23 protein-coding genes and 1 tRNA gene are annotated in these 21,101 nt (G+C 65.2%); 14 read left to right on the forward strand and 10 right to left on the reverse strand.

The window, feature by feature from the left end; genetic code table 11:
- The first annotated feature begins 84 nt into the window (after positions 1-84).
- Positions 85-1,071, forward strand: coding sequence for an alpha/beta hydrolase fold domain-containing protein (locus tag FEF27_RS00080; protein ID WP_208009528.1), 987 nt, complete (start codon positions 85-87; stop codon positions 1,069-1,071).
- A gap of 94 nt (positions 1,072-1,165) precedes the next feature.
- On the opposite strand, the gene FEF27_RS00085 is transcribed toward FEF27_RS00080, so the two are convergent.
- Positions 1,166-1,957, reverse strand: a complete 792-nt coding sequence (locus FEF27_RS00085; RefSeq protein ID WP_138168797.1) for a hypothetical protein — start codon at positions 1,955-1,957, stop codon at positions 1,166-1,168.
- Positions 1,958-2,093: 136 nt separating this feature from the next.
- Positions 2,094-2,164, reverse strand: a tRNA-Gly gene (locus FEF27_RS00090).
- An 84-nt stretch (positions 2,165-2,248) separates the two neighbouring features.
- On the opposite strand from FEF27_RS00090, the gene FEF27_RS00095 reads away from it, so the two are divergent.
- Positions 2,249-2,854 (forward strand): GNAT family N-acetyltransferase, encoded by a 606-nt coding sequence (locus FEF27_RS00095; RefSeq protein WP_138168798.1) that lies wholly within the window; start codon positions 2,249-2,251, stop codon positions 2,852-2,854.
- A gap of 10 nt (positions 2,855-2,864) precedes the next feature.
- On the opposite strand, the gene FEF27_RS00100 is transcribed toward FEF27_RS00095, so the two are convergent.
- On the reverse strand, positions 2,865-3,215 hold the full coding sequence (locus FEF27_RS00100) for a DUF2200 domain-containing protein (protein ID WP_138168799.1): 351 nt from the start codon (positions 3,213-3,215) through the stop codon (positions 2,865-2,867).
- 23 nt (positions 3,216-3,238) lie between these two features.
- Positions 3,239-4,189, reverse strand: a complete 951-nt coding sequence (locus FEF27_RS00105; RefSeq protein ID WP_424991654.1) for a bile acid:sodium symporter family protein — start codon at positions 4,187-4,189, stop codon at positions 3,239-3,241.
- Between the two features lie 273 nt (positions 4,190-4,462).
- On the opposite strand from FEF27_RS00105, the gene FEF27_RS00110 reads away from it, so the two are divergent.
- Both FEF27_RS00110 and FEF27_RS00115 read left to right on the forward strand, forming a co-directional pair.
- Entirely contained in the window at positions 4,463-4,768 is a 306-nt protein-coding gene (locus FEF27_RS00110) for a DUF5808 domain-containing protein (RefSeq protein ID WP_166429856.1), read from the forward strand.
- Between the two features lie 138 nt (positions 4,769-4,906).
- Entirely contained in the window at positions 4,907-6,277 is a 1,371-nt protein-coding gene (locus tag FEF27_RS00115) for an HNH endonuclease signature motif containing protein (RefSeq protein WP_138168801.1), read from the forward strand.
- Between the two features lie 39 nt (positions 6,278-6,316).
- On the opposite strand, the gene FEF27_RS00120 is transcribed toward FEF27_RS00115, so the two are convergent.
- Complete coding sequence (locus FEF27_RS00120; protein WP_166429857.1) at positions 6,317-7,258, reverse strand: DMT family transporter; 942 nt, start codon at positions 7,256-7,258, stop codon at positions 6,317-6,319.
- A 169-nt stretch (positions 7,259-7,427) separates the two neighbouring features.
- Between FEF27_RS00120 and FEF27_RS00125 the strand changes: the two genes are divergently transcribed.
- Positions 7,428-7,985: a type 1 glutamine amidotransferase domain-containing protein gene (locus FEF27_RS00125; protein WP_138168803.1), complete on the forward strand. Its 558-nt coding sequence runs from the start codon at positions 7,428-7,430 to the stop codon at positions 7,983-7,985.
- 9 nt (positions 7,986-7,994) lie between these two features.
- A complete protein-coding gene (gene thiE / locus FEF27_RS00130; protein ID WP_138168804.1) occupies positions 7,995-8,708 on the forward strand; it encodes a thiamine phosphate synthase in 714 nt (237 codons plus the stop codon).
- Here thiE and FEF27_RS00135 read toward each other — a convergent pair.
- The 5 genes from FEF27_RS00135 to FEF27_RS00155 form a co-directional block, all read right to left on the reverse strand.
- Entirely contained in the window at positions 8,705-9,412 is a 708-nt protein-coding gene (locus tag FEF27_RS00135) for a LysR substrate-binding domain-containing protein (RefSeq protein WP_138168805.1), read from the reverse strand. The genes thiE and FEF27_RS00135 overlap by 4 nt on opposite strands.
- 8 nt (positions 9,413-9,420) lie before the next feature.
- Positions 9,421-10,131, reverse strand: a complete 711-nt coding sequence (locus FEF27_RS00140) for a dienelactone hydrolase family protein (protein ID WP_138168806.1) — start codon at positions 10,129-10,131, stop codon at positions 9,421-9,423.
- Positions 10,132-10,204: 73 nt separating this feature from the next.
- Positions 10,205-11,533 carry an ABC transporter substrate-binding protein gene (locus FEF27_RS00145; protein WP_138168807.1) on the reverse strand — a complete coding sequence of 443 codons (1,329 nt, stop codon included), beginning with the start codon at positions 11,531-11,533 and terminating at the stop codon, positions 10,205-10,207.
- A 67-nt stretch (positions 11,534-11,600) separates the two neighbouring features.
- Positions 11,601-12,506 carry a carbohydrate ABC transporter permease gene (locus tag FEF27_RS00150; RefSeq protein ID WP_424991655.1) on the reverse strand — a complete coding sequence of 302 codons (906 nt, stop codon included), beginning with the start codon at positions 12,504-12,506 and terminating at the stop codon, positions 11,601-11,603.
- Positions 12,503-13,492: a carbohydrate ABC transporter permease gene (locus tag FEF27_RS00155; protein ID WP_424991656.1), complete on the reverse strand. Its 990-nt coding sequence runs from the start codon at positions 13,490-13,492 to the stop codon at positions 12,503-12,505. Before FEF27_RS00155 ends, FEF27_RS00150 begins: the two co-directional genes overlap by 4 nt.
- A 257-nt stretch (positions 13,493-13,749) precedes the next feature.
- On the opposite strand from FEF27_RS00155, the gene FEF27_RS00160 reads away from it, so the two are divergent.
- Genes FEF27_RS00160 through FEF27_RS00195 form a run of 8 tightly spaced genes read left to right on the forward strand, consistent with a single transcriptional unit; the run spans position 13,750 to position 21,100 of the window.
- Positions 13,750-14,103, forward strand: a complete 354-nt coding sequence (locus FEF27_RS00160; protein WP_138168809.1) for a hypothetical protein — start codon at positions 13,750-13,752, stop codon at positions 14,101-14,103.
- Complete coding sequence (locus FEF27_RS00165) at positions 14,100-14,471, forward strand: cation:proton antiporter (RefSeq protein WP_208009536.1); 372 nt, start codon at positions 14,100-14,102, stop codon at positions 14,469-14,471. The genes FEF27_RS00160 and FEF27_RS00165 overlap by 4 nt, the downstream gene beginning before the upstream one ends.
- The gene (locus tag FEF27_RS00170) at positions 14,468-15,439 is read left to right on the forward strand and encodes an MnhB domain-containing protein (RefSeq protein WP_138168810.1); all 972 of its coding nucleotides are present in this window, start codon (positions 14,468-14,470) and stop codon (positions 15,437-15,439) included. Before FEF27_RS00165 ends, FEF27_RS00170 begins: the two co-directional genes overlap by 4 nt.
- Positions 15,439-15,744, forward strand: coding sequence for an NADH-quinone oxidoreductase subunit K (locus FEF27_RS00175; RefSeq protein ID WP_138168811.1), 306 nt, complete (start codon positions 15,439-15,441; stop codon positions 15,742-15,744). Before FEF27_RS00170 ends, FEF27_RS00175 begins: the two co-directional genes overlap by 1 nt.
- A complete protein-coding gene (locus FEF27_RS00180; protein WP_138168812.1) occupies positions 15,741-17,258 on the forward strand; it encodes a complex I subunit 5 family protein in 1,518 nt (505 codons plus the stop codon). Before FEF27_RS00175 ends, FEF27_RS00180 begins: the two co-directional genes overlap by 4 nt.
- Positions 17,249-18,751 carry a complex I subunit 5 family protein gene (locus FEF27_RS00185; RefSeq protein WP_138168813.1) on the forward strand — a complete coding sequence of 501 codons (1,503 nt, stop codon included), beginning with the start codon at positions 17,249-17,251 and terminating at the stop codon, positions 18,749-18,751. The genes FEF27_RS00180 and FEF27_RS00185 overlap by 10 nt, the downstream gene beginning before the upstream one ends.
- 7 nt (positions 18,752-18,758) lie before the next feature.
- Positions 18,759-20,549: a complex I subunit 5 family protein gene (locus FEF27_RS00190; protein WP_138168814.1), complete on the forward strand. Its 1,791-nt coding sequence runs from the start codon at positions 18,759-18,761 to the stop codon at positions 20,547-20,549.
- On the forward strand, positions 20,546-21,100 hold the full coding sequence (locus FEF27_RS00195) for a Na+/H+ antiporter subunit E (RefSeq protein ID WP_138168815.1): 555 nt from the start codon (positions 20,546-20,548) through the stop codon (positions 21,098-21,100). The genes FEF27_RS00190 and FEF27_RS00195 overlap by 4 nt, the downstream gene beginning before the upstream one ends.
- The last annotated feature ends 1 nt before the right edge of the window (position 21,101 follow it).

The following is a 21,101-nucleotide window of genomic DNA, read 5'->3' on the forward strand; positions in this document are numbered from 1 at the left end:
CGCATTGAGCCGCCCACGTGCGACTCTGCAATGGCGTGCATCACATAGAGTGAACTGACCTGTGACGTCAGTAAGGAGGCCGCGGTGAGCGCCCACCCCATCCCACCCTGGGATCCGGAACTGGTTGAGGCGCTGGCAGAGACTCGCGCCACCAGACCCGCGTTCTCCCCAGCGACGCTGGATCAGCTGCGGCGTGAACTGGCCGACGGAACTCCCGGTGAGCCCCCGCCAGACTTGAGCGCTGGCGGGAGGGTCAAGGTCGAAGAACGGCAGATCCCCGGTCCCTATGGGGCCCCGGACATCACGGTGCTGATCCTCACGCCCGCCGAGGCGGCCGGAACTACAGCGGGCATCTATTACATTCACGGCGGCGGTATGGTGATGGGCACTCGCCGGAACGGCGTGGAGTCCCTTGTCAGTTATGCCGCAGAAGGGCTGGCCACCGTGGTGTCGGTGGAGTACCGTCTCGCGCCAGAGCACCCGCATCCTGCACCGGTGCAGGACTGCTACGCGGGTCTGGTGTGGACTGCACAGAACGCCTCAGCTCTGGGAATCGAGCCGGCACGGCTGCTCATCGCCGGCACCAGCGCCGGCGGTGGTCTCGCGGCCGGCACTGCCCTGATGGCCCGGGACCTCAGCTATCCGGCGTTGTCGCACCAGGTGCTCGTCGCTCCAATGCTCGATGACCGGATCCAGACCCCCAGCAGTCAGATGCTCGACGGCGCGGGGTCCTGGGACAGAGAAGAGAACCGCAAGGGCTGGACTGCCCTGCTGGGCAACCAGCGCGGCGGGCCGGATGTGTCACCCTACGCCGCTGCCGCACGCGCCGAAGACCTCTCCGGCCTTCCGCGCACCTACCTGGACTGCGGCTCCTCCGAAACCTTCCGCGACGAGGTCCTGGACTACGCGCAGCGACTCTCAGCCGCCGGGGTCAGTGTTGACCTGCATATGTGGGGAGGGGGTTTCCACTGTTTCGATTCCGCTGTCCCGCAGGCACAGATGTCACGGACCTCGGCCTCCGTGCGGGACGCCTTCCTCCGGCGAGCGCTGGCCGAGCGACCTTCTCAGTGAGCATCCCGGGCTTAGGTCACGGCAAGCTCAGACGTATCGACTTCGGCTGGCTGAACCCATCCAACGGCACGCCGGCTAGGGCGCCACCTCGTGGCTACTTGTCTGCGGTGTCTTGCCGTTCACCCGTATCGGGGGAACCCGAGCTGCGGTCACCGCTCTCGTTGGAATCCTGGTTCCGGGGGTTGCGAACCAAGAAATACATCGCTGTCATGGTGATCAGACCAGCAACTATCGCAGCCGGCACAACACCCTCTTCACCAACGAGATCCTCAAGGAACGTCCGTGCATCGGATTCCGGAACCGCCAGAGCCAGGACCACGAACGTCGCCACGACGACAGTGGCCAGGGTCTCCCCCAGCCGCTGGCGCCACCGAGTTCTCCCTTTATTAGCCAGAGACTCACCGGCTTTAGCTACCTGCTTAGCGCGCAGAACTCGTAAGGCGCCCACACTGCGCAGGACGCGGAACAGCTGCATGGGGCCGATGCTGAAGATGACCGCCAGAACCGCTGCAAGTGTGAGACCAATAAGCCACCAGTTGCGCCGCACCCAGTCAATCTTCTTCGGCGAAAGGAGAAAGAAGACCACAGTCTCGAAGACCAGCACAGCGGTAGCCAGCCACAGTCCTACATGCCCGATCATCTCAAAGGGTTCATCCAGCAGGGTGAGGAATACGGCCGGAACCGAGGCGATGGCAGCGATCATCACCGGCCATGCCAACCAGTTTTCCCACCGTTCTCGGACCTTTTCGACCCGCTTTTCGTCGGAATTGCCTACAGCAGCAGCACTGAGTTCCCTCGCCTCCGCAGGTGCTTGGTGGACAACTTTCTTGACACGGTCAGGTGTCGTCTCGTCGTCAGGGTTCTGCGGAGAGTGAGAGGAGATCACGCCTGAAACGATACCCCGCCCACGTACTCCCGGAGATCAGGAGAGCGACTCTCCTCTATGGGAGAGGGCTCTGATCTGGGGTTTCTCTGAGTTTCGGTACTCTTGCGGACTCGCAACCCGCAGTCGACGAACTGAGAGCGGCTGACGGGAATCGAACCCGCGTCGTCTGCTTGGGAAGCAGAAGCTTTGCCATTAAGCTACAGCCGCTGGAGCGCCGCCAAGAGGGCCAGTTGTTCCACCGTGGCGGCGTAGTGCTCAAGTGTACCCCGGGTACGGATAAACTCTGCGCATATGACCGCACCATCACCCGCCACCGAGATCAGCTTCGTTCCCCTGCGCCCTGAGGATGACGACGACGCCGCTGCCCTGAGTGATTTCCTCACCGCTCAGCGGTATCCCTTCCACGTCAGTCCAGAGCTGAGGCCTGAACACGTCAGGTCCGGTCTTCGTGAGGGACGCTACGGGCGCAACCCCGGCCATTACGCCACCGATGCAGCTGCCGAGACCGACCACCGGGGATGGTGGGTGTGGGCAGATTCCATTCGCCTGGGCGTCGTCGTGCTGGAAGACCTGACCGAGGGCGCGCCGCTGTTTGATCTGCGGCTGGCGGAGGCGCACCGAGGCCGCGGCTGGGGGCCTGCGGTGCTGCAGGGCCTGACCCGTGTGGTGTTTGAGACCTATCCCGAGGTGGACCGGCTCGAGGGCCAGACGCGCGAGGACAACATCGCCATGCGCAAGGTATTCCTGCGGGCCGGGTTCATCAAGGAGGCGCACTACCGCCGTGGCTGGCCGGTGGAAGGTCAGGAGTCGGTGGCCTCGGTGGCGTATGCGATCCTGCGTCAGGACTGGGTGTCCGGGCAGACCACCACATTCCAGTGGGAGGACCTCGCGGTCTGAGCGCCGGCGCTCAGCTGCGCAGGATCTTCTCCATTGCTTTTCCGCGCGCCAGCTCGTCGATCAGTTTGTCCAGGTAGCGGATCTCCTGCATCAGCGGCTCCTGAATCTCTTCCACCCGGATGCCGCAGATGACCCCAGTGATCTGCACGCGGCGGGGATTGAGCTCGGGGGCCTCGGCGAAGAACGTTTCAAAGTCCTTTTCCGCTTGAAGCTGGGATTCCAACTGGTCCTGTGAGTACCCGGTCAGCCAGCGGATGATCTGATCCACCTCATCTTTGGTCCGGCCCTTGCGCTCAGCCTTGGTCACATAATGCGGATAGACCTGCGCCACGGCCATGGTGTAGATGGAATGCTTGGTCATGAACCGCTCCTGTGTCTCGCCGGTCAGGTGGCAACCGGGGTGGCGCTGGCGTCGTCGGGCTGGGACTGCGGCTGCGGTGTCTTCGGCCGACGCGCGCCCCAGAAGGAGGCCAGCAGACCCCCGGAGATGTTGTGCCATACCGAGAATATCGCGCCCGGCAGCGCTGCCTCAGGTGAGAAGTGCGCCCCGGCCAGACCGGCGGCAAGTCCGGAGTTCTGCATGCCGACTTCCACCGAGACCGCTCGGCGGGTGGGCACTGGGGCCTTGGTCAGCATCGCGGCCCCATAGCCGATGGTGTACCCGAGCAGATTGTGCAGCACCACTCCGATGAGCAGCAGCGCCCCCGCAGAAGCCAGGACTTCAGAGGAGCCTGCGACCACCGCCAGCACCACGTAGGTGATGCCCATGACCGAGATCCACGGCAGCGCAGGCTGGAGGCCCTGCACAATCCGGGGCAGCAGCAGGCGCAGCAGCACCCCGCCGATCACCGGAATCAGCACGATTCGCACAATGTCCCATGCCATATCGCCTGCGGGGACGGGGAGGTACTGACCGGCCAGCCACAGCGCCAGCAGCGGAGTCAGCAGCGGTGAGAGCAGGGTGGAGAGCGAGGTCATGGTGACGGAGAGGGCGACGTCGCCCCGCGCCAAGTAGGTCACCACGTTCGAGCTGGTGCCGCCGGGGACGGAACCCACCAGGATCAGGCCTGCGGCAAGTGCAGGAGGCAGTTGGAGGGCCCACGCAATGCCAAAGGCCAGCAGTGGCATAAAGCCGAATTGGAAGGCCACCCCGGCCAGCACAGGCAGGGGTCGTTTGATGACCAGCAGGAAGTCGGGCAGCGTCAGGGTCAGGCCCATCCCGAACATGATGATCATCAGTGCGTAGGTGATTCCAGCACCCAGAGGAGCGAACGTTGCTGGGGCCAGCAGCGCCAGTGCGGCCCCGGCGATGATCAGCAGCGGGAAAACGGTCACCGCCAGCTTGGCGCTGCGTGGGGATTGGTCCGCCGGCGTCGCCGGCTAGGTGCGCGAGGGGAAAGTGTCGGTCATAGCACTCATGCTCTGCCGCGAGGACGGGCCAGTCAACGCTGCGGACACCCCTTCTTAGCATGTGGACCGCCGGACGCGCCCCCTTCGGTGAGACGCCCACAATCCCTCCCTGGGCCGATGTGCTTGGTCCGTCCAGGGTATTCTGACCACCCATTCCTGGGGCAGAATGGTGTGAACGTCGACGAGCGGAGATGTGAGATGAGCGCCCAGCGGGGGAACAGGAAACGAGGCAGACCCGGCGTCTTCCGGCTGCTCATGGCCGGCCTGACGGTGGCGGCGGTGGCGAAGGAACTCCGCAAGGAGCCGGATGAGCGCACGTGGAACGGCCAAGTAGCCGGGTTCGTGCCCTATGACTTCCGGATGCCGACGCTGGAGCGGGTCAAGGAGCGCATGTGGGACCCCGAGGGCGACCACCTCATCAGTCCACACGTCTTCGGCGTCGGGTGGACGGTCAACCTCGGTAGGGTGGTCGCCCTGGCGAAGCGCCGCGGCGACGCCCACTAACCGGCAGAGAATCTCTCGGAGGTGCTGCGGCGGAGAACGCCAGTCTGCACCGGGTGAGCGGTTTGAATGTCCTCTGGATGCCCCACGGTTTCGATGCCCGACCGGTTGCAGGTAGGTGCCTGACGATAGCGTTGAGTCATGGAGGCAGAGCAGCTCGGTGCGGGAACGAAGAGGGCCGCGGTCGCGGCGCTGCCGAAGGACTTTGCCCACCTCGCCCAGGAGCCGGAGCTTGCTGAAGCTCGGAACCAGGAGGTCCGGATCCGCCGGGCGGAGGCGGCAAAATTGACCGCGCTGCTGGACTACCGGGCGCGAAAACTGCAGGAGCACCAGGGCCAGCATGCGTTCACTCGTGCGGCAGTGGAGAAAGCCATTGTGCGTGACGCCGCGCTTGTCCTCACGGCCACGGAATCGGCTGTGCGCCGGCTCCTGGAGTGCGCCGAGTTCCTGCAGGAGAAGCTGCCGCAGACGTGGGGTGCCTACGCTGAGGGTGCTGTGGACTGGGCCCGCGCGCAGCGGATTGCTCAGGCCGCTGAAGACATCGCCCACCGTGAGGATCTGTTGCCCGTCCTTGATGAGGACGCCAAGCTCAAAGCACCGGGAATGAACCGGGCTGAGGTGGACCAATGGGTGAAGAGGCGCGTACCCGAGTTGGATGCCGAGGCCTACAGTGCCCGGTGTGAACGTGCCAGATCCAAACGGTACGTGGTGTTTGCACACTTAGATGACGGCATGACGAAGATCGATGCCATGGTGCCGACCGTCTCGGTGGCGGCCTTGGAACGGCACCTGTGGACGCGGGCCCAGGCGCGTATTGAGAGCTCAGCGCAGGGTGCGGCGACGCTGACCCAGCGCGTCGCGGACGAATTTGTTCAGCGCCTCCAGGGCTCAGGGGTCAATGGGCCAGCGCCCACGGAGATAGTGCCGCAAGGGGCAGATTCCGCGGTCGGCTCTGGCTCTGGCTCTGGCTCTGGGGCCAGCCGGCCGGGGTCGGTGAATGCGAAGATCAGCATTCTGGTCCCGGCTGAGACGCTGCTCGGCAACAGTGAGGCACCAGCGGTCAGTGAGGACAAGTCTTTCGTTCTGCCCGCTTCTGATGTCCGGCAGATCGCACACGATCCCCAAGCTGAGCACGATTGGCTTGCTGCCGGCATCCGAGCAGACTCCCAGGGCAGCGGCGAGATCACTTCCATCGTGCCGCTGGGGACGCGCTACCCGCTCGAAGGGTGGGACGGTGCCTCCGCATTGGCACGAGCAGTCAACCTCCTGGACACTTCCTCACGTTCGCGGTTCGTCTCGGGACAGCTTCGGGAAGCGATACTTACGCGGGACCGCACCTGTCAGGCGCACGGGTGCACGCGGCCTGCGTGGCGTGCCGACGTCGATCACAAGACACCTCATGACCAAGGGGGAGGAACGACGCCGCAGAACACCTGGGTGCTCTGCCGGGATCACCACATCATGAAGTCCCACCGGCTGCTTCCGGTTCCCGGGAAGGACCCCCCACAGTAAGTCGGAGACAGGCCCGCGGCTGATTGCTTGATCCCCCATTTATGCAGGGGCGGGGGCGCGGTCCGGCGTCGGTTCTGAGGTCGGCTCCGAGGAGTGGGCGCCGGACCGGCGGCGGGGCTTGCGCCACTGGACGATGGCGACACCGACCAGGCAGATGACGCCTCCGATCATGGCCATCAGCGGCGGGACTTCAGAGAGGAAGATCCAGGCCATGACCACCACGATGGCTGGGACGCTGAGCGTGCTGGCAGCGACCCGACCTGCCGGGAACTGCATCATGGCGTAGCCCCAGAAGACGAACGCCACGGCGGTGGGCCCAATGCCCATGTAAACCGCTCCGATGATACTGCCGGTGGAGGCCCCGGCCACCTCCGCAATGGTCTGCGGGAGGAAGGGCAGCAGCGCGATCACACCTGCGGCGCAGGCGATCCACGTGGCAGTCAGCGGATCGGTGTGGCGCAGCGTGAGCTTCTGGACCAGCATGCCCACTGCGTAGAGCACGGCAGCGGCCAATGCGATGAGCAGACCGGCCAAGGAGAGGCGGCCGGTGCTGCCGGCGAACGTGATCAGACTGATGCCCACCAATGAAACGGCCATTCCGGCGAAGAGCTGCCTCGGGAAGCCCTCACTGAAGAACACTCCTCCGCCCAGGGCGATCAACAGCGGGGCCAAGTTGACCAACATCGCGATGGTGCCAGCATCCAAGAAGTGGCCCGCCCAGTTGAAGGCGAGAGTGTAGACGGCAAACCACACCACACCGAAGGCTGATCCCAGCAGTAGGCCGCGGCGCCCAGGCAACCGCACCCTGCCCCGGCGCAGCCACAGCAGCAGCAGCGACAGCGTGATCACTCCGGCGGCGAGCCGGAGCACTGCCAAAGGACCGGGCGAGAGCTCTTCGGCGAAGGCGCGAATGATGACGAACGACGACGCCCACATTGCCACGGTGGCGATGATCGCCCCGACGGCCAGCTTCTTCTCCACAATGGGGGGAACCTCGTGGGTACGGAGTATGTTCCCGATGGGCAAAGCCTCAGTACGCGGTGTCAAGCAAATATGGAGGTCTCTCCCCTGGGAGGTTGAGCTCACGAGACTAATTTGTCCAGAGTAAGGACGACGAGAGCTGAAACTGACTGTTGGAGGAAGACTGACTATGGCTGATGTGTCCATTCCCGGCACCAAGATTGCACTGCTGACCACCAACGGCGTCGAGCAGGCGGAATTGGAGCAGCCGATCGCGGCCCTCAGAAAGGCCAGCGGCACCCCGGTGATTGTGTCGCCGCAGGAATCCCAAATCCAGGCTATGCAGGGCGACTGGGAGCACGCCGATCATTTTGATGTGGATGTCCACCTGCCCTCTGCGAACCCAGAAGACTACGCCGGACTCGTTCTTCCCGGCGGCACGCTCAATGCCGATACGCTGCGCACGGACGAGGACGCCCAGCGGTTCGTCAAGAGCTTCTTCGACTCCGGCAAACCGGTGGCCGCGATCTGTCACGGCCCGTGGATCCTCACCGAGGTCGGCGCCGCCTCAGGCCGCACGATGACCAGCTACCCCTCACTGAAGACTGACCTCATCAACGCCGGGGCGACCTGGGTGGATGAGGCGGCAGTGGTCTCCGATGGCCTGGTGACCTCCCGCAACCCCAAGGACCTCGATGACTTCAACCGGGAGTTCCTGACCCTGCTGGCCGACAGTCATGGCCGATAGTCTAAGAACATGACCACCAGCACCCCGGAACCGACCCATCTCGGCCAGCTGCGCCGGGAGCGCCTCCTGTCCGCGCGGCTCTATGTCTGCACAGACCTCCAGCGGTTCATCGCCTACCCCGACGCCGGGCCAGTCAATGAGCTCGGCTTCGAGGCGCTCAGGCAGTTCTATGCCGCTGCTTTCGCCGGTGGCGCCGACATCATCCAGGTCCGGGATAAGCGCGTGACCGTGCAGACCGAAATCGCGGCCCTGACTTTGCTCAAAGAGGTCGCGGATGAATACGGGGGGCTCTCCGCTGCCAACGACAGGGCAGATGTCGCCGCAATCACCGAGGTGGATGTCTTCCACGTGGGTCAGGAGGATCTCTCCACGGAGCAGGCGCGCTCCATCCTGGGTGACGACGTCGTGATCGGCCGCTCCTGCCGCACGTTCGAACAGGTCAGGGAGGCCGAGGCCGACATCGGCATTGACTACTACTGCACCGGTCCGGTGTGGGAGACCCCCACCAAGCCCGAGCGTGCCGCAGTGGGCCTCGAGCTGCCCGCCCGGGCTGCGGCGCTGGAATCGGCGAAGCCGTTCTTCGCCATCGGCGGGATCAACGCGGCGAACCTCAACGAAGTGACCGCAGCCGGCGCCGACCGGGTGGTCGTGGTGCGCGCGGTGACAGAAGCCGAAGACCCCGCCGCTGCCGCCCAGGCACTGCGGGAGCAGCTGCCCGCCTAGCGCCTGCGGTGTTTCCGCGCTCTGCCGGGCTTGGTGGTCCTGTTGACGCGGCCGGAGGTGCGCGGGCGTGCGGGTGCCTTTTTGCTCACGCTCGGGCTTCGGGCGGAGCGGGAGCTCGGTGAGCCGAGAGAGCTGCGCGCGGACTCAGCCTTCCGCCCCCGGGCAATGCCGATGAACTCCTGTATCACCTCTGAGTCGCGCTCCCGCAACCAGGCCAGACTGGTCTCATACTGATCAGCGCCGGTGAGCGGGCGCACCACCACGTCTTTGCGGCTGAGCATCCGCGCCACGGACTGAGGCAGAACGACGAGACCGGCGCCGCTGGCTGCCACCTCCAGGGCCATCCGCTCGCCTGCTCCTGGCTCCGCAGCGTCCGGGAGGAGCTGGGCCGGCTCCCAGAACGTTTCCTCGCTCAGCTCGGCGACGTCGACGCTGTCTTCGGCTGCGGCGATCCAATGCTCGGCCGCCGCACAGACCACCGGATCCTCCCGGTACAGCAGCACTCGGTGGAAGGTTCCCGGGTCAAACTCCTCCGGGGTCTCTGTCCACCGGACGTATCCGATGTCCACGATGCCTGCGCAGATCCGCTCCAGCTGCCCGGCGGCGTCGTAATACTGAATGTCCAGGGCGTGCTGCGGAAACCGCTGCCGCCACCGTGCGGCCCATTTGTCTGGGGTGGCTCCGGGAATCGCGCCCAGGATCATGGATGTGCTCAGCGGACCTTCTTGCGCAGAAAATCTACGCTGCGCTCCCAGGCGAGCTTTGCCTTCTCCGGGTCGTAGGTGCCGATGAGGTTCTCATCATTGTGGAAGGCATGGCCGGCCTCGTAGTAGAAGAACTCGACCTCGGCGTCGGATTCCTCACGTATCTGGGCTTCCTGCCGGCGGGCCTCGGACTCTGGGTACATCTCATCCTGAGTCGCGTAGTGGCCCTGAATGCTCGCGGTGACCCCGGTGTAGGTCTCCGGGACCGCCTGACCGACACCGTAGAACGGCACCGCTGCGGAGACTTTCTCTCCCTGCTGGGCTGCCAGTGCGAGGACGAACCCGCCTCCCATGCAGAAACCGATGGCACCAACAGTTCGGGAAGTGACGTCGTCGTGAGCGAGGAGAAAGTCGGTGGCTCCAGCAAGCTGGCGAGCGCCCTCTTCTGCTGGGAGTTTGGACATCAGCTCACCAGCCTCCTCACCGTCGTGGGTGATCCATCCTCCGTAGAGGTCGGGGGCGAGGGCGACGAAGCCCGCGGCGGCCAACCTGTCGGTGACCTCCTTGATGTGGTCGGTCAGTCCCCACCACTCCTGAATCACGATCACGCCGGGGCCTGACCCGCTCGGCGGGGTGGCCAGGTATCCGTGTCCGGTGTCCGTCACCTCTGCCTGCGGAAGGGGGAAAGTCACGTTCTGGTGCGGGGTTTTCTCAGCCATAGAATCCTCCTAATACGACACGTCGGCCCTCCTCAGACTACTGAAGAGGGCCGACGTGGTGAAAGTGGACTGATCAGCCCTCGATTTCGTCTGCGAGGTCAGTCTCGTAGAGGGACTCGAATTCTGACTCGACCCGCTCCATCTCCGTGCGGACGTCATCGCCGGTGGTCAGCAGACTCTGCAGTGTGGTGGCCAACTCCAGGTCAGCTCCGGGCAGGAAGACGCGGGCGTAGTCCTGAACCCGGGCACGTTCCAGCTGGTCGACTGCCGTTTCGAACTGTGGGTTCTCGGCGTAGACATCGGACATGTCCGCATCCTGGTGGGAGGGGACGTAGCCCGTTGCCTCCGAGAAGTCCGCCTGGGATTCCGCGGAGGACATGTGACCGATGAACATGGCGGAGGCCAGCTGCTCCTCCGGAGAGGATGCCGAAGCCAGCATCAGGCCCGCCCCACCAGTGGGAGTTTCACCCTCGGCCGCCGGCCCGTCGGGCAGGAAGGCCGTTCCCACCTCGAAGTCTGCGGTCTCCAGGATGCCGTTGAGCGCGCCGGTGGACTGAATAGTCTGCGAAGCGACACCGGAGGAGAAGTCATCAGTCTGTGAAGTGGCGGCGACATTGGCCCATCCGTCCTCCACCCCCGACTGAGCGAACTCCAGGGCTTCGACCGTCTCATCGGAGGAAACCGTGGAGAAGTCCCACTCGTCGGACCAGGCTCCGCCGTAGCCCCATACCAGGTTGGCCATGCCCCAGGCAGGGTACTCATCCGAGGGCGGGAATGCGTAGCCGAACTGGGCCACTTCCTCATCGACCAGGGTCTGCGAGATTTCTGCCACCTCGTCCCAGGTCTGCGGAGGGCCGTCAATACCGGCCTCCTCGTAGTGGTCCACGTTGTAGTAGAACAATGGGGTGGAACGGGCGTAGGGAACTCCGTAGTGGTTGCCCTCGTAGAGGTAGTCCTCATAGAGGGCCTCCACGTAACCATTGACGTCGATGTCAGCGGCCTCGAGAAGATCGTCTACAGGGATCAGTGCGTCATTGAGGTAATTGGGGAACCACGTGGCATCGGAGAGCACCACGACATCCGCGTTGGACCCGCCGCCGGTTTGGAACCACTGCGAGGTTTCCTCGTAGTTGGCCCCGGAGGTGATGACCTCCACCTCGATTCCGGTCTCGGAGGTGAACCTCTCAATGAGCTCCTCTTCGATATCTTCCGACCCACCGGGGTGGTTGGTCGCGAAGACTATGGAATCGGCCGGCTCCACCTCTGACCAGTCGGTGTCGGCTGCTTCTTCCTCTGCATCACCGCCAGTGGTGTCGGGGCCGCATGCCGTAATGGCCAGGGCTGCGGCGCTGAAGACGGCGATGCCCTTCCAGGTGTGATTGATGTGCGGTTGTTTCTTCATGGTGCTCCTTCATCGGTGATTCAGTCGATTTGAGTCAAGGGTTCGAGTCGCCTGGCTCCTCAGGGACTCACTTCACGGCTCCCTGCGTCAGACCAGAGACGATATAGCGCTGCAGCATGGCAAAGATGATGAGCATAGGAACGATGACCAGAACGGCTCCGGCCATCAGGATGCCGTAGCTTGAGACCTGGTCCTCCACGCTGCGGAGCTGATTCAGCGCCACCGGCAGGGTCATTCGGTCTCGAGTGTCTGTGATGATCAGCGGCCAGAGGAAGCTGTTCCACTCGTTGACGATGGTGACCAGGGAGACGGTGGAAATCGCGGGCAGGGACACAGGCACTGCGATCTGGAACAGCTTCCGGAAGTGACCGGCGCCGTCGAGCTCAGCAGCTTCAAAAAGCTCCTTGGGGAGTGATTTGAAGTGCTGGCGGAGCAGGAAGGTGCCGAAAGCTGTGCCGAGGCCGGGCAGGATGATGCCCCAGAGCGTATTGCGCCCGCCTAAGGCTTCGATCGTCATGAAGTTCGGCAACATGGACACTTCCGGCGGAACCATCAGGGCCACCAGGATGCCCAAGAAGATCAGGTTGGCACCGGGCACGCGGATGTACACCAGCGCGTAGGCGGTGGTGATGGCCAGCAGCACCTTGATGATGGATCCGACCGAGGTGACGATGAGGCTGTTCTGCAGCACGGTCATCAGCGGGATTCTGCGGTCCACGGTGGCGTAGTTCGCCGTCGTGACCTCCTGCGGCAGCAACTGCGGAGTCAGGGTAACGATCTCGTTGACCGGTTTGAAGCTGGAGGAGACCATCCACACCAGCGGAAGCACAATGATCAGCAGCGCGATCAGGATCGGCAGGTAGCCGGTCAGCATGGTGTCCGCCAGATTCCGAGGGCTGAAAGCCTTGGTCCACTCAGGTGAGGACCGCCGCTTGACTGCGGACCGTGGTGCTGGGGGCGTGGTGGTGCTCACTGGTAATGCACCTTCCTCTCCACGAAGCGGAGTTGGACCGCGGTGATGATGAACAGGGTGAAGAACAGCACCACGGCGATCGCCGCCGAGTACCCTGCACGGTTGAACTGGCCGAAGGACTGAAGGTAGATCTCAAAGATGATGGTGTTGGTGCCGTTGCCGGTGGGAGTCATCACCCGCAGAATGTCGAACGCGTTGGTCATGGAGAAGATGATGTTGGTGACCAGGAGGAAGAACACGGTGGGCGTCAGCAGGGGCAGCACCACGGAGAAGAAGCGGCGGATGGGCCCCGCCCGGTCGATGGTGGCCGACTCAATGAGGTCTCGGGGAATCGACTGCAGGCCCGCGAGAAAGACCACCGCGCAGTACCCCAGGTTCTTCCACACATACACCACGATGACCATCAGCAGGTTTGCATCCGGGTCCAGGAACCACTGCGGGGAGTCGATGCCGAACCGATCCAGAATGAACATCAGAGCTCCGCGCTGCGGATCAAAGATGAACATCCACACCAGTGCCACGCCTACTCCGGAAAGGACGTAGGGGCTGAAGATCGCGGTGCGGGCAAAGGTGCGGCCCGGGATCTTCTTGTTCAGCACCAAAGCGATCAGCAGACCCAGAATCATGGACCCCAGGACAGCCCCGGCAGTAAAGATGCCGGTGACCCGCCACACTTCCAACCCGGAGGGCGAGGTGAAAAACCGCTGATAATTCGCAAACCCCACCGGTTCCGCACGTGGAGCGCCGAGCCGCCAGTCCAGACTCGAGAAGTACAGATTCATGGCGAGGGGGTAGTAGATGAAGGCCAGAATCAGAAGAATATTGGGCCCGGCAAACAGTAGGAACAGCGACCAGTTCTTGGAGCTTCTGCGTCGGTGCGCCCTCTTCCGGGCGGCTTGGAGCTGACCAGCGTCCTGCTCCGGAGGAGGCGACGCCTCGGGCCGGTCCTGCGCGGTCTGCGCAGAACGCGAGTCGGTGGTCGTCACACTCATCCCCCTCGTGATGGCTTCAACGGGCTGCGCCCGCACGCCATGGTGCGCGTCCCCATTGACTCGCCGGTATATTCCGGATGAACCACAGGTGAACCCAGCCTGTGACCCGCAGCACAGCTCTTGTACTGCACATATCGTACCTGCAATGGGCCTTTCCTCAGGGGAATGTGCAGGCGCGGGTGGAAAGTTGTCGATAGGGACGTGGGCCTCGAGTGCCCTCAATTGGCATGGCGTGGGGGAGGATGGCATTCATGGACCAGCTGATGATCCTCATCGGCACCACGTGTCTCGTTGTGCTGGTGGTGAATATCGTCGCCGCACTGTTGGCGTTTCTCCGGCGGGGCTTCAATGAGGATTGGCTTCTGGTGGTGCTGCTCAGTGGAACCACCGGGGCAGCGGTGGTCGTGCTGGTCATTGTCCTGGTGCCCCTAGTCTCCGGCTCGCCGGAGCCGCCGTTGCGCCTGGTGGACGTAGCGGTCATCCTCACCGGTACCGCTGCACTGACTGCGGCTGTCCGTGCGGCGGCGGGAGCCCGCACACCGGAGGATGCGCGCGCCGGGCACGACTCCAGCGGATCAATCACCCCTCGCGAGGAGCGGCCGTGATTCTGGATATTGCGGCTGCAGCTCTGATGCTCGGGGGAGCCTTCTTCTTCTCCGTAGGAACGTTGGGGCTGATCCGTTTCCCCGATGTGCGTTCCCGGCTGCACGGGCTGACCAAGGCCGACAATTTGGGTCTGGGACTGATTCTGGGCGGCGCAGCGCTGTGGTTGGGCGACTGGTCCGTGGCTGGGTTGATGCTGCTGTGCTGGCTGTTCGCCCTGGCCGGCTCCTCCGCCTCGGCTCACGTGATTGCGGCCCTGGAGACCGACCACGCTGAGCAGCGCGAGCCCGTCCACCACGCCGGGGAACCTCCCACCCCCGCCGACGACGCCGCCACGGCCCAGGTGCCGGATCCGGAGCAGGAGTCATGAGCACTGTGCTGGATCTCGGGCTAGGAGTGGCAGTGCTCATTGTCACCGGGCTGAGCCTGTTGGCGCGATCCCGACTGGTGATGAGTATGAGCTTCTTGGTGCTGGGGGTCCTGGTGGCCATTGTCTGGCTTCGCCTCAGTTCTCTCGACGTTGCCCTGGCGGAAGCGGCTATCGGCACCGGACTGCTCTCAGCGCTGCTGGTCTGGCTGGCCGTACGCAGTCCCCTTCCCCCAGGTGCGGGGAGAATGGAGACCAGCCATCGGCTGCGGTGGCTGCGCCCCGCCGTCGGTCTGGTGGCCGGCACTGTGCTGACCGTCGTGACTGCTGCGGTGTGGGTCCGGGCTGACCACCGGCTGCCGGCATGGGGGGAACCGGCCCAGGCACAGCTTCCCGACACTGGGGTGGAACATCCCATCACCGGGGTGTTGCTGGCCTTCCGCGCCTACGACACTCTGCTGGAGTCCGGGATCCTGATGCTGACTGCGGCGGCTGTCCTCGCACTCTCCCGCCGTGGCGGCCTCTCCGCCGGGAGCACGCATCAGTTGAGCATCCACCAAGCATCTGCGGCTTTGCCACCGGTGCCCGCCACTTTGAGCTGGGCCGCGCGCATGCTCACCCCTGCCCTGGTCCTGCTGGGCCTGTGGCTGCTGTTCGCCGGGTCCACCGACTCCGGGGGAGCATTCCAGTCCGGCGCGGTGCTGGCCGCAGCGCTGATCCTGCTGCACTGCGCGCAAGTGGATCTCCGCGTCTTTCAGGCCCGCTGGCTGCGACCACTGCTGGTGGGCGGCGTCGTCGTGTTTGTTCTGGCCGGCCTGGTGGGCCCGCTGCTGGGTCTGCCGTGGCTGTCCTGGGAGCCGGAATGGGCCTTTGCCGCGGTCCTGGTGGTGGAGGTGCTGCTGACGGCGGGAATCACCGCGGGACTCTACGCCTTGTTCTTGGCTCTGGAGAACCCGGAGGGGGTGCGCTGATGGTGAGTGTGGACACCATCAGCTGGTACCTGCTGGTCAGCACTGTGATGATCATCTTCGGCACGGTCCGTCTGCTGCTGGTCCGGGACCTCTTAGCCCGGCTGATCGCACTCGACGTCACTGGTATCGGGGTGCTGCTGGCACTTGTGGCGCTGGCGGCGCGCTCTGAATCCTCTGATCCGGTGCTCCAAGCCCTGGTCATCACTGGTCTGGTCATCGCAGTGGCTTTCACCGGGCTCGGCGCAGTGCTGATCCGCCGCATCGAGGGGCTGCGTGAGGACGGCGGCGGAGGCGATCGGTCGTGACCTTCACTCAGTTCAGCCTCGGAGCATTAGCGCTATTGCCCCTGCTGGCTGCCGCCCTGACAATGCTCCTGCCCCACCCAGTCCGGCGAGCGCTGGGGGTGTTGGTCGCGCTTCTGGTGGCCGGGTTCACGGCGCCTGTGCTGGGCAGCGTCACTTCCGGCGAACTTACGGAACTGGTGCTGGGCGGCTTCGACGCCCCCCTGGGCATTCACCTGCGCGGCGATGGCCTGGCCGCCGTCTTCCTAGGGGTGACCTCGCTGGTGGGGGTAGTGGTGACCGGGTATGCCGCAGTGCTGCCGAAGTCCACCGGCGCCCACCTCAGCGCCACCTCCTGGGTGACCAGCCACCCGGGGTTCTGGCCGCTGTGGCTGGGCTGCTGGTCAGGGCTCAATGCCGTGTACCTCTCCGGGGACCTGTTCAACCTCTATGTCAGTCTGGAGCTGGTGGGCCTGACGGCAGTGGCATTAGTGGCCGTGGGCGGACAGTCCGCCTGGGAGCCAGCGCTGCGCTACCTGTTCATCGCGGTGCTGGGATCGCTGATGTTCCTGGCCGGCGTGGGGCTGCTCGCTGCGGTGACCGGGACACTGGATCTGCATCAGACCCGCAGCCAACTCGACGAGCTGGAGGACCCGACGCTGCCGCTGCTGGCGCTGACTCTGATCACGGTGGGACTGGCCATGAAGGTGGCACTGCTGCCGATGCACCGGTGGTTGGTCCCGGCCCATTCCGCAGCGCCCAGCGCCGTCTCCCCCATCCTCTCCGGCGTGGTGATCAAGGCTGCGCTGGTGGTTCTGCTGCGCTGCTGGCTGTGGGCGCTGCCGGCAGTGCCGGGCATGCAGTGGCTGGCGTGGCTGCTTGGCGGGCTCGGTGTGGCAGCCGTCCTGGTGGGCTCCGTGCTCGCCCTGCGCCAGGATCGGCTGAAACCGCTGGTGGCATATTCGACGGTGGCGCAGATCGGGTACTGGTTCGTAGCGTTTCCGCTGCTGCTGCACGGTGAGCACGACGGCGCCCCGCTGGGCTCGGGTGCCTACAACGGGCTCGTTGCCCTGGCTGCCGGACACGCTATCGCCAAAGCAGGGCTTTTTACTGCCGCAGGTTTCCTCAAAGACCGCTGCGGCACTGACAAGATGTCTGCGCTGCGGGGGGCGGGTGCCCACCACCCGGTGTTGATCCTCGCGATGGGGATGTGCGCGGTGGGTCTGCTGGGTCTGCCGATCAGCCTGGGGTTCACCGGCAAATGGCAGTTGGCCACCGCGGCGGTCGGCGCCGAACAGTGGTGGGTGCTCCTGGTGGTGGCCGCCGGTACGCTGCTGTCTGCGGCATATCTGCTGCGCGGCATTGCCCCATTGCTGCTCCAAGCAGAAGTGCCGGAGAACGCCCCGGCAGCAGGACCGGTGCGTGGCCGCGAGCGCCTCGGTGAGATCGCGGTGCTGATCTTCGGGGTCGCGACCATCGGCACCGGGCTGCTGGGGGCCTGGCTGGGCGACCTGCTGGAGGTCGGCGCATGGTGGTGAATGACGTAATCCCGCTGGCAGTGGTGCTGCTGTCTGTCACGGTGGCGGCCATCATCTTCCCGCTGCCCCAGCGACTGAACCGGCTGCGCAGCGCGGTGAATCTCGCAGGCGCGGTGGTCAAACTGGCACTGGTGGTACTGCTGGTGCCTCCGGTGGTCACTGAGGGCGCCCGCCCGGAGTTCGCCGTTCCCTTTCTGCCCACCGGCACCGGAGACCCCATCTCCCTGGTGCTCAGGGTGGATCCGCTGGCGCTGTTCTTCGCCGGGCTTTCCGCGGTGCTGTGGCTGCTCACCACTGTGTACGCCATCGGCTATCTGAGGGGCACCGCCTACCAGAGCCGGTTCTTCGGGTTCTTCAGCCTGTGCGTCGCTGCCACAGTGGGCATCAGCTTCTCGGGGAACCTCATCACCTTTCTCGTCTTCTACGAGCTGCTGACCCTGGTCACCTATCCGCTGGTGGCGCACTGGGGCGATGAGAAGTCCCTGAAGGCGGCCCGCCTGTATATGCGTTACGCCCTCGGCGGCGGCGTCGCGGTGCTGGTCGGGGTGGTATGGCTGACCATGGAGGCCGGGCCAGCTGACTTCGCGGAGGGTGGTGCTGCCGATGTCGCGGAGTTCGCGTCCCACTCCCCCACCGCGGCAGTGATCATCTTCGCGCTGCTGGTCGGCGGTCTGGGGGTGAAATCCGCGCTGGTGCCGCTGCACTCCTGGCTGCCAGCGGCCATGGTGGCCCCCGCCCCAGTCTCAGCGCTGCTGCACGCGGTGGCCGTAGTCAAAGCTGGAGTATTCGGCATCGTGCGCGTGGTGGATGATGTCTACGGCATTGAGGTCGCCTGGGACCTGGGGGTCCTGACCCCGCTGTTGGTGGTGGCCAGCGTGACGGTGATCTATGGGTCCTATCAGGCTCTGCGGCAGACTGAGATCAAGCGGCGACTGGCCTTCTCCACGGTCTCCCAGGTGAGCTATGTGGTGCTGGGGGTGACCATGTTCTCGATGGCTGGCACCGCAGGCGGAGTGGCGCACCTGGTGCACCAGGGAATCATGAAGATCACCCTGTTCTTCTGCGCAGGGCTCTTCGCCGAGTCCATGGGTGCGCACAAGATCTCCGATCTCCGAGGAGCGGGGCAGCGCATGCCGTGGACCTCAGCGGCGTTCACCGTCGGTGCATTCGGAATGATCGGACTGCCGCCCACCGCCGGCTTCATCTCAAAGTGGCAGCTGGGGCTTGGCGCCCTCGAATCTCCGCACCCGTGGGTCCTGGTGGTGCTGGTGGTCTCCTCACTGCTCAACGCTGCCTATTTCCTGCCTGTGGTCTACACCCTCTGGTTCGGTGATCAGCACGACGCCGCCTTCACCTCCGGCCACGAACCCCGGCTGCTTCTGGTCCCGGCTCTGTGCACCGCAGGGTTCACGCTGATAGTCGGGCTGGGGGCCTCGCTGCCGTTCTCACCCCTGGAGATCTCCCGGCTCATTGCCGAGGGGGTGTTCAGCTGAGATGCTCATGGCTGTAGGGCTGGCTGCCCCTGTGGTGCTCGCCGCGATCATCGCTTTGGCGGGCCTGCTGTCCCCGCAGGGTGCGCTCCGGCTGCGCCGCGGCGCGACCGTACTGTCACCGGTGACCGTGGTGCCCGCTGCGGCGCTGACGCTGCTGAGTCCGGACGCGGAGTGGCAGGCGCCCTGGCTGCTGTTCGGCACAGTGTTCTCGCTGGACCCGGCCGCGCGAGCACTGACACTTATCGCCGCGCTGCTCTACGGTGGCGCTCTGGTGGCGGTCGGCTGGCTCAAGACCAAGGATGCCGAGCGCGGCTCGGGTGCGCTGAGCGGATTCCTTCTGGTGTGCTTCACCGGCAACATCGGCACCTATTGGGCGGCGGACGTAGTGAGCTTCTACCTGACGTTCGCAGTGATGAGCTTCTCCGCCGCCGGTTTGGTGATCCATTACCGTCACCAGCGTGCGCGCCGGGCCACCAGGATCTACCTGGTGATGTCGGTGTTCAGCGAAACCGCGATCCTGGCAGGTCTGCTTCTCACCGCTGGTGCCGGTGGCTACCTGGTGGCGGAAGCCCCTGCGGCGGTCGCCTCCTCCGATCACACGGGCCTGATCGTGGTGTTACTGCTGATCGGTTTCGGGGTCAAGGCTGGGACGGTGCCTCTGCACGTGTGGTTACCCCTGGCGCACCCGGCGGCACCGCCGGCCGCCTCCGCGGTGCTCTCGGGGGCGATGGTCAAAGCTGGCTTGGTGGGGTGGATCAGGTTTCTGCCGCTGGGTCAGGGGCCAGGGGACGTACCTGCAGGACACGTGCTCCTGGCGCTGGCCCTGCTCGGGGCATTCGCTGCAGTCGTGATCGGCGTGCTGCAGCAGGACCCCAAAGTGGTGCTGGCCTATTCGACGATCTCGCAAATGGGTTTCATGACCTGCCTGGTGGCCGTGGCAATGCTGAACCCTTCCGCCGCCGGGGCGGCGAGTGCCGCCGCTGTGTTGTATGCGGTGCACCACGGACTGGCCAAGGGAGCACTCTTCCTCGGTGTGCCGGTGGTCAAGCACTACGGCAGCGGCCGCACCGGAGTGTTGGTCACAGTCGGGATGGTGGGGGCCGCACTCGCTGTGGCCGGTGCCCCGCTGACCTCCGGTGCCTACGGCAAGTACGTATCCAAGGAAGCGGTGGAAGGCATCAGTGTGATGGGTCTCGGGCTGGCCGAGCTGCTGCCCCTGGTGGCTGTCGGTTCGACCCTGCTGCTGATGCGTTTTGGGTGGGTGATCAGCCGTGCGGATCGAGCAGCTCCCCGTCCGCCCGACGGCGAACTACTGTCCTGGCTGGCGGTCTGCGCCGCCGGAGTGACGGTGCCGTGGGCGGCAGGCTTGTGGTGGCTCCCCGCCGCCGGTGAATTCAGCTGGACCGCCACCGCGCTGTGGGATGCCTCCTGGCCGATTCTGCTGGGGCTGGCTGCGGGAGCCGTGGCCTGGTGGGCTGCCCGGCGCAGGCTGGCGCCGGCGTGGCTGCGCGCGGACGGCACCACGGTTCAGCCCGGTGACCTCGTGGTGGCCGAGGAATCGCTGCTCACCGGCGCTTGGAAGCGCACCTCGAGAGGTGTTGAGCTCGCCCACCGGGGCTCCGCAGCGGTGCTGCAGGGGGGCGCGGCGGCAGCACGCGGGGCTGCCGCCCGATCGCGCCGCGGCATCGCCCGGGCAGAGAGCACCGTGGACAGCTGGGAGGGTTCGGGCGTGGTCATCCTAGTTCTGACAGCTACAGCGGTCGTGGCAGTGGTGGTGTGGGGAGGAGGTGTGAGGTGAATGTTCGGATGGTCATGATCTGGGTGGTGGCGGCGTCGTCGCGCGCGGCAGTGCTGGCTGGTGTGTGGCTGGGCTTCACGGCAGCATCGCCGGATTACGCAGTGTACGGGCTGTTCTCGGTGGCGAGCTGCACTGCCCTGAGCCTGTGGCTCCTGCCCCCGCGCGGACCGGTCCGGGTGCGGCGTTGGCCGCGGCGGCTCTGGTTCTCCGCGGTGCTCGGCCTGTGGTTCGGGGGCCAGTCGGTGCGCGGCGGCGTGGATGTGGCGCGGCGTGCGCTGCGGCGTCCGGTGCGCATCGACCCGGCGGTGGTGACCGCGCCCATCGATCTCCCGGAAGGTCACGCTCGGCAGGTGGCGATGGTGCTGATGAACCTGATGCCCGGGTCCATGATTCAGCGGACCACTGACCGCGACGGCGTCACCGCGCAGGTGACTGCGGACAGGCACACCGCAGAGCCGGTCATGGTGGAGCTGCACACGCTGGCCGCCGAGTTGGATCCCGCCCGGCAGTGGCGGCAGCTGCAGCACCGGGTGCGCTGCGCTTTCGACTGAT

The sequence above is a fragment of the Nesterenkonia sphaerica genome (assembly GCF_005771565.1).
Classification (GTDB): Bacteria; Actinomycetota; Actinomycetes; order Actinomycetales; family Micrococcaceae; genus Nesterenkonia; species Nesterenkonia sphaerica.

What these genes read in the sequence shown, in the direction of transcription:
- FEF27_RS00095 (WP_138168798.1), top strand. Translation starts at nt 2,249, where the DNA reads ATGACCGCACCATCACCCGCCACCGAGATCAGCTTCGTTCCCCTGCGC.
- FEF27_RS00100 (WP_138168799.1), bottom strand. Translation starts at nt 3,215, where the DNA reads ATGACCAAGCATTCCATCTACACCATGGCCGTGGCGCAGGTCTATCCG.
- FEF27_RS00110 (WP_166429856.1), top strand. Translation starts at nt 4,463, where the DNA reads ATGAGCGCCCAGCGGGGGAACAGGAAACGAGGCAGACCCGGCGTCTTC.
- FEF27_RS00115 (WP_138168801.1), top strand. Translation starts at nt 4,907, where the DNA reads ATGGAGGCAGAGCAGCTCGGTGCGGGAACGAAGAGGGCCGCGGTCGCG.
- FEF27_RS00125 (WP_138168803.1), top strand. Translation starts at nt 7,428, where the DNA reads ATGGCTGATGTGTCCATTCCCGGCACCAAGATTGCACTGCTGACCACC.
- thiE (WP_138168804.1), top strand. Translation starts at nt 7,995, where the DNA reads ATGACCACCAGCACCCCGGAACCGACCCATCTCGGCCAGCTGCGCCGG.
- FEF27_RS00135 (WP_138168805.1), bottom strand. Translation starts at nt 9,412, where the DNA reads ATGATCCTGGGCGCGATTCCCGGAGCCACCCCAGACAAATGGGCCGCA.
- FEF27_RS00140 (WP_138168806.1), bottom strand. Translation starts at nt 10,131, where the DNA reads ATGGCTGAGAAAACCCCGCACCAGAACGTGACTTTCCCCCTTCCGCAG.
- FEF27_RS00145 (WP_138168807.1), bottom strand. Translation starts at nt 11,533, where the DNA reads ATGAAGAAACAACCGCACATCAATCACACCTGGAAGGGCATCGCCGTC.
- FEF27_RS00160 (WP_138168809.1), top strand. Translation starts at nt 13,750, where the DNA reads ATGGACCAGCTGATGATCCTCATCGGCACCACGTGTCTCGTTGTGCTG.
- FEF27_RS00170 (WP_138168810.1), top strand. Translation starts at nt 14,468, where the DNA reads ATGAGCACTGTGCTGGATCTCGGGCTAGGAGTGGCAGTGCTCATTGTC.
- FEF27_RS00175 (WP_138168811.1), top strand. Translation starts at nt 15,439, where the DNA reads ATGGTGAGTGTGGACACCATCAGCTGGTACCTGCTGGTCAGCACTGTG.
- FEF27_RS00185 (WP_138168813.1), top strand. Translation starts at nt 17,249, where the DNA reads ATGGTGGTGAATGACGTAATCCCGCTGGCAGTGGTGCTGCTGTCTGTC.
- FEF27_RS00190 (WP_138168814.1), top strand. Translation starts at nt 18,759, where the DNA reads ATGGCTGTAGGGCTGGCTGCCCCTGTGGTGCTCGCCGCGATCATCGCT.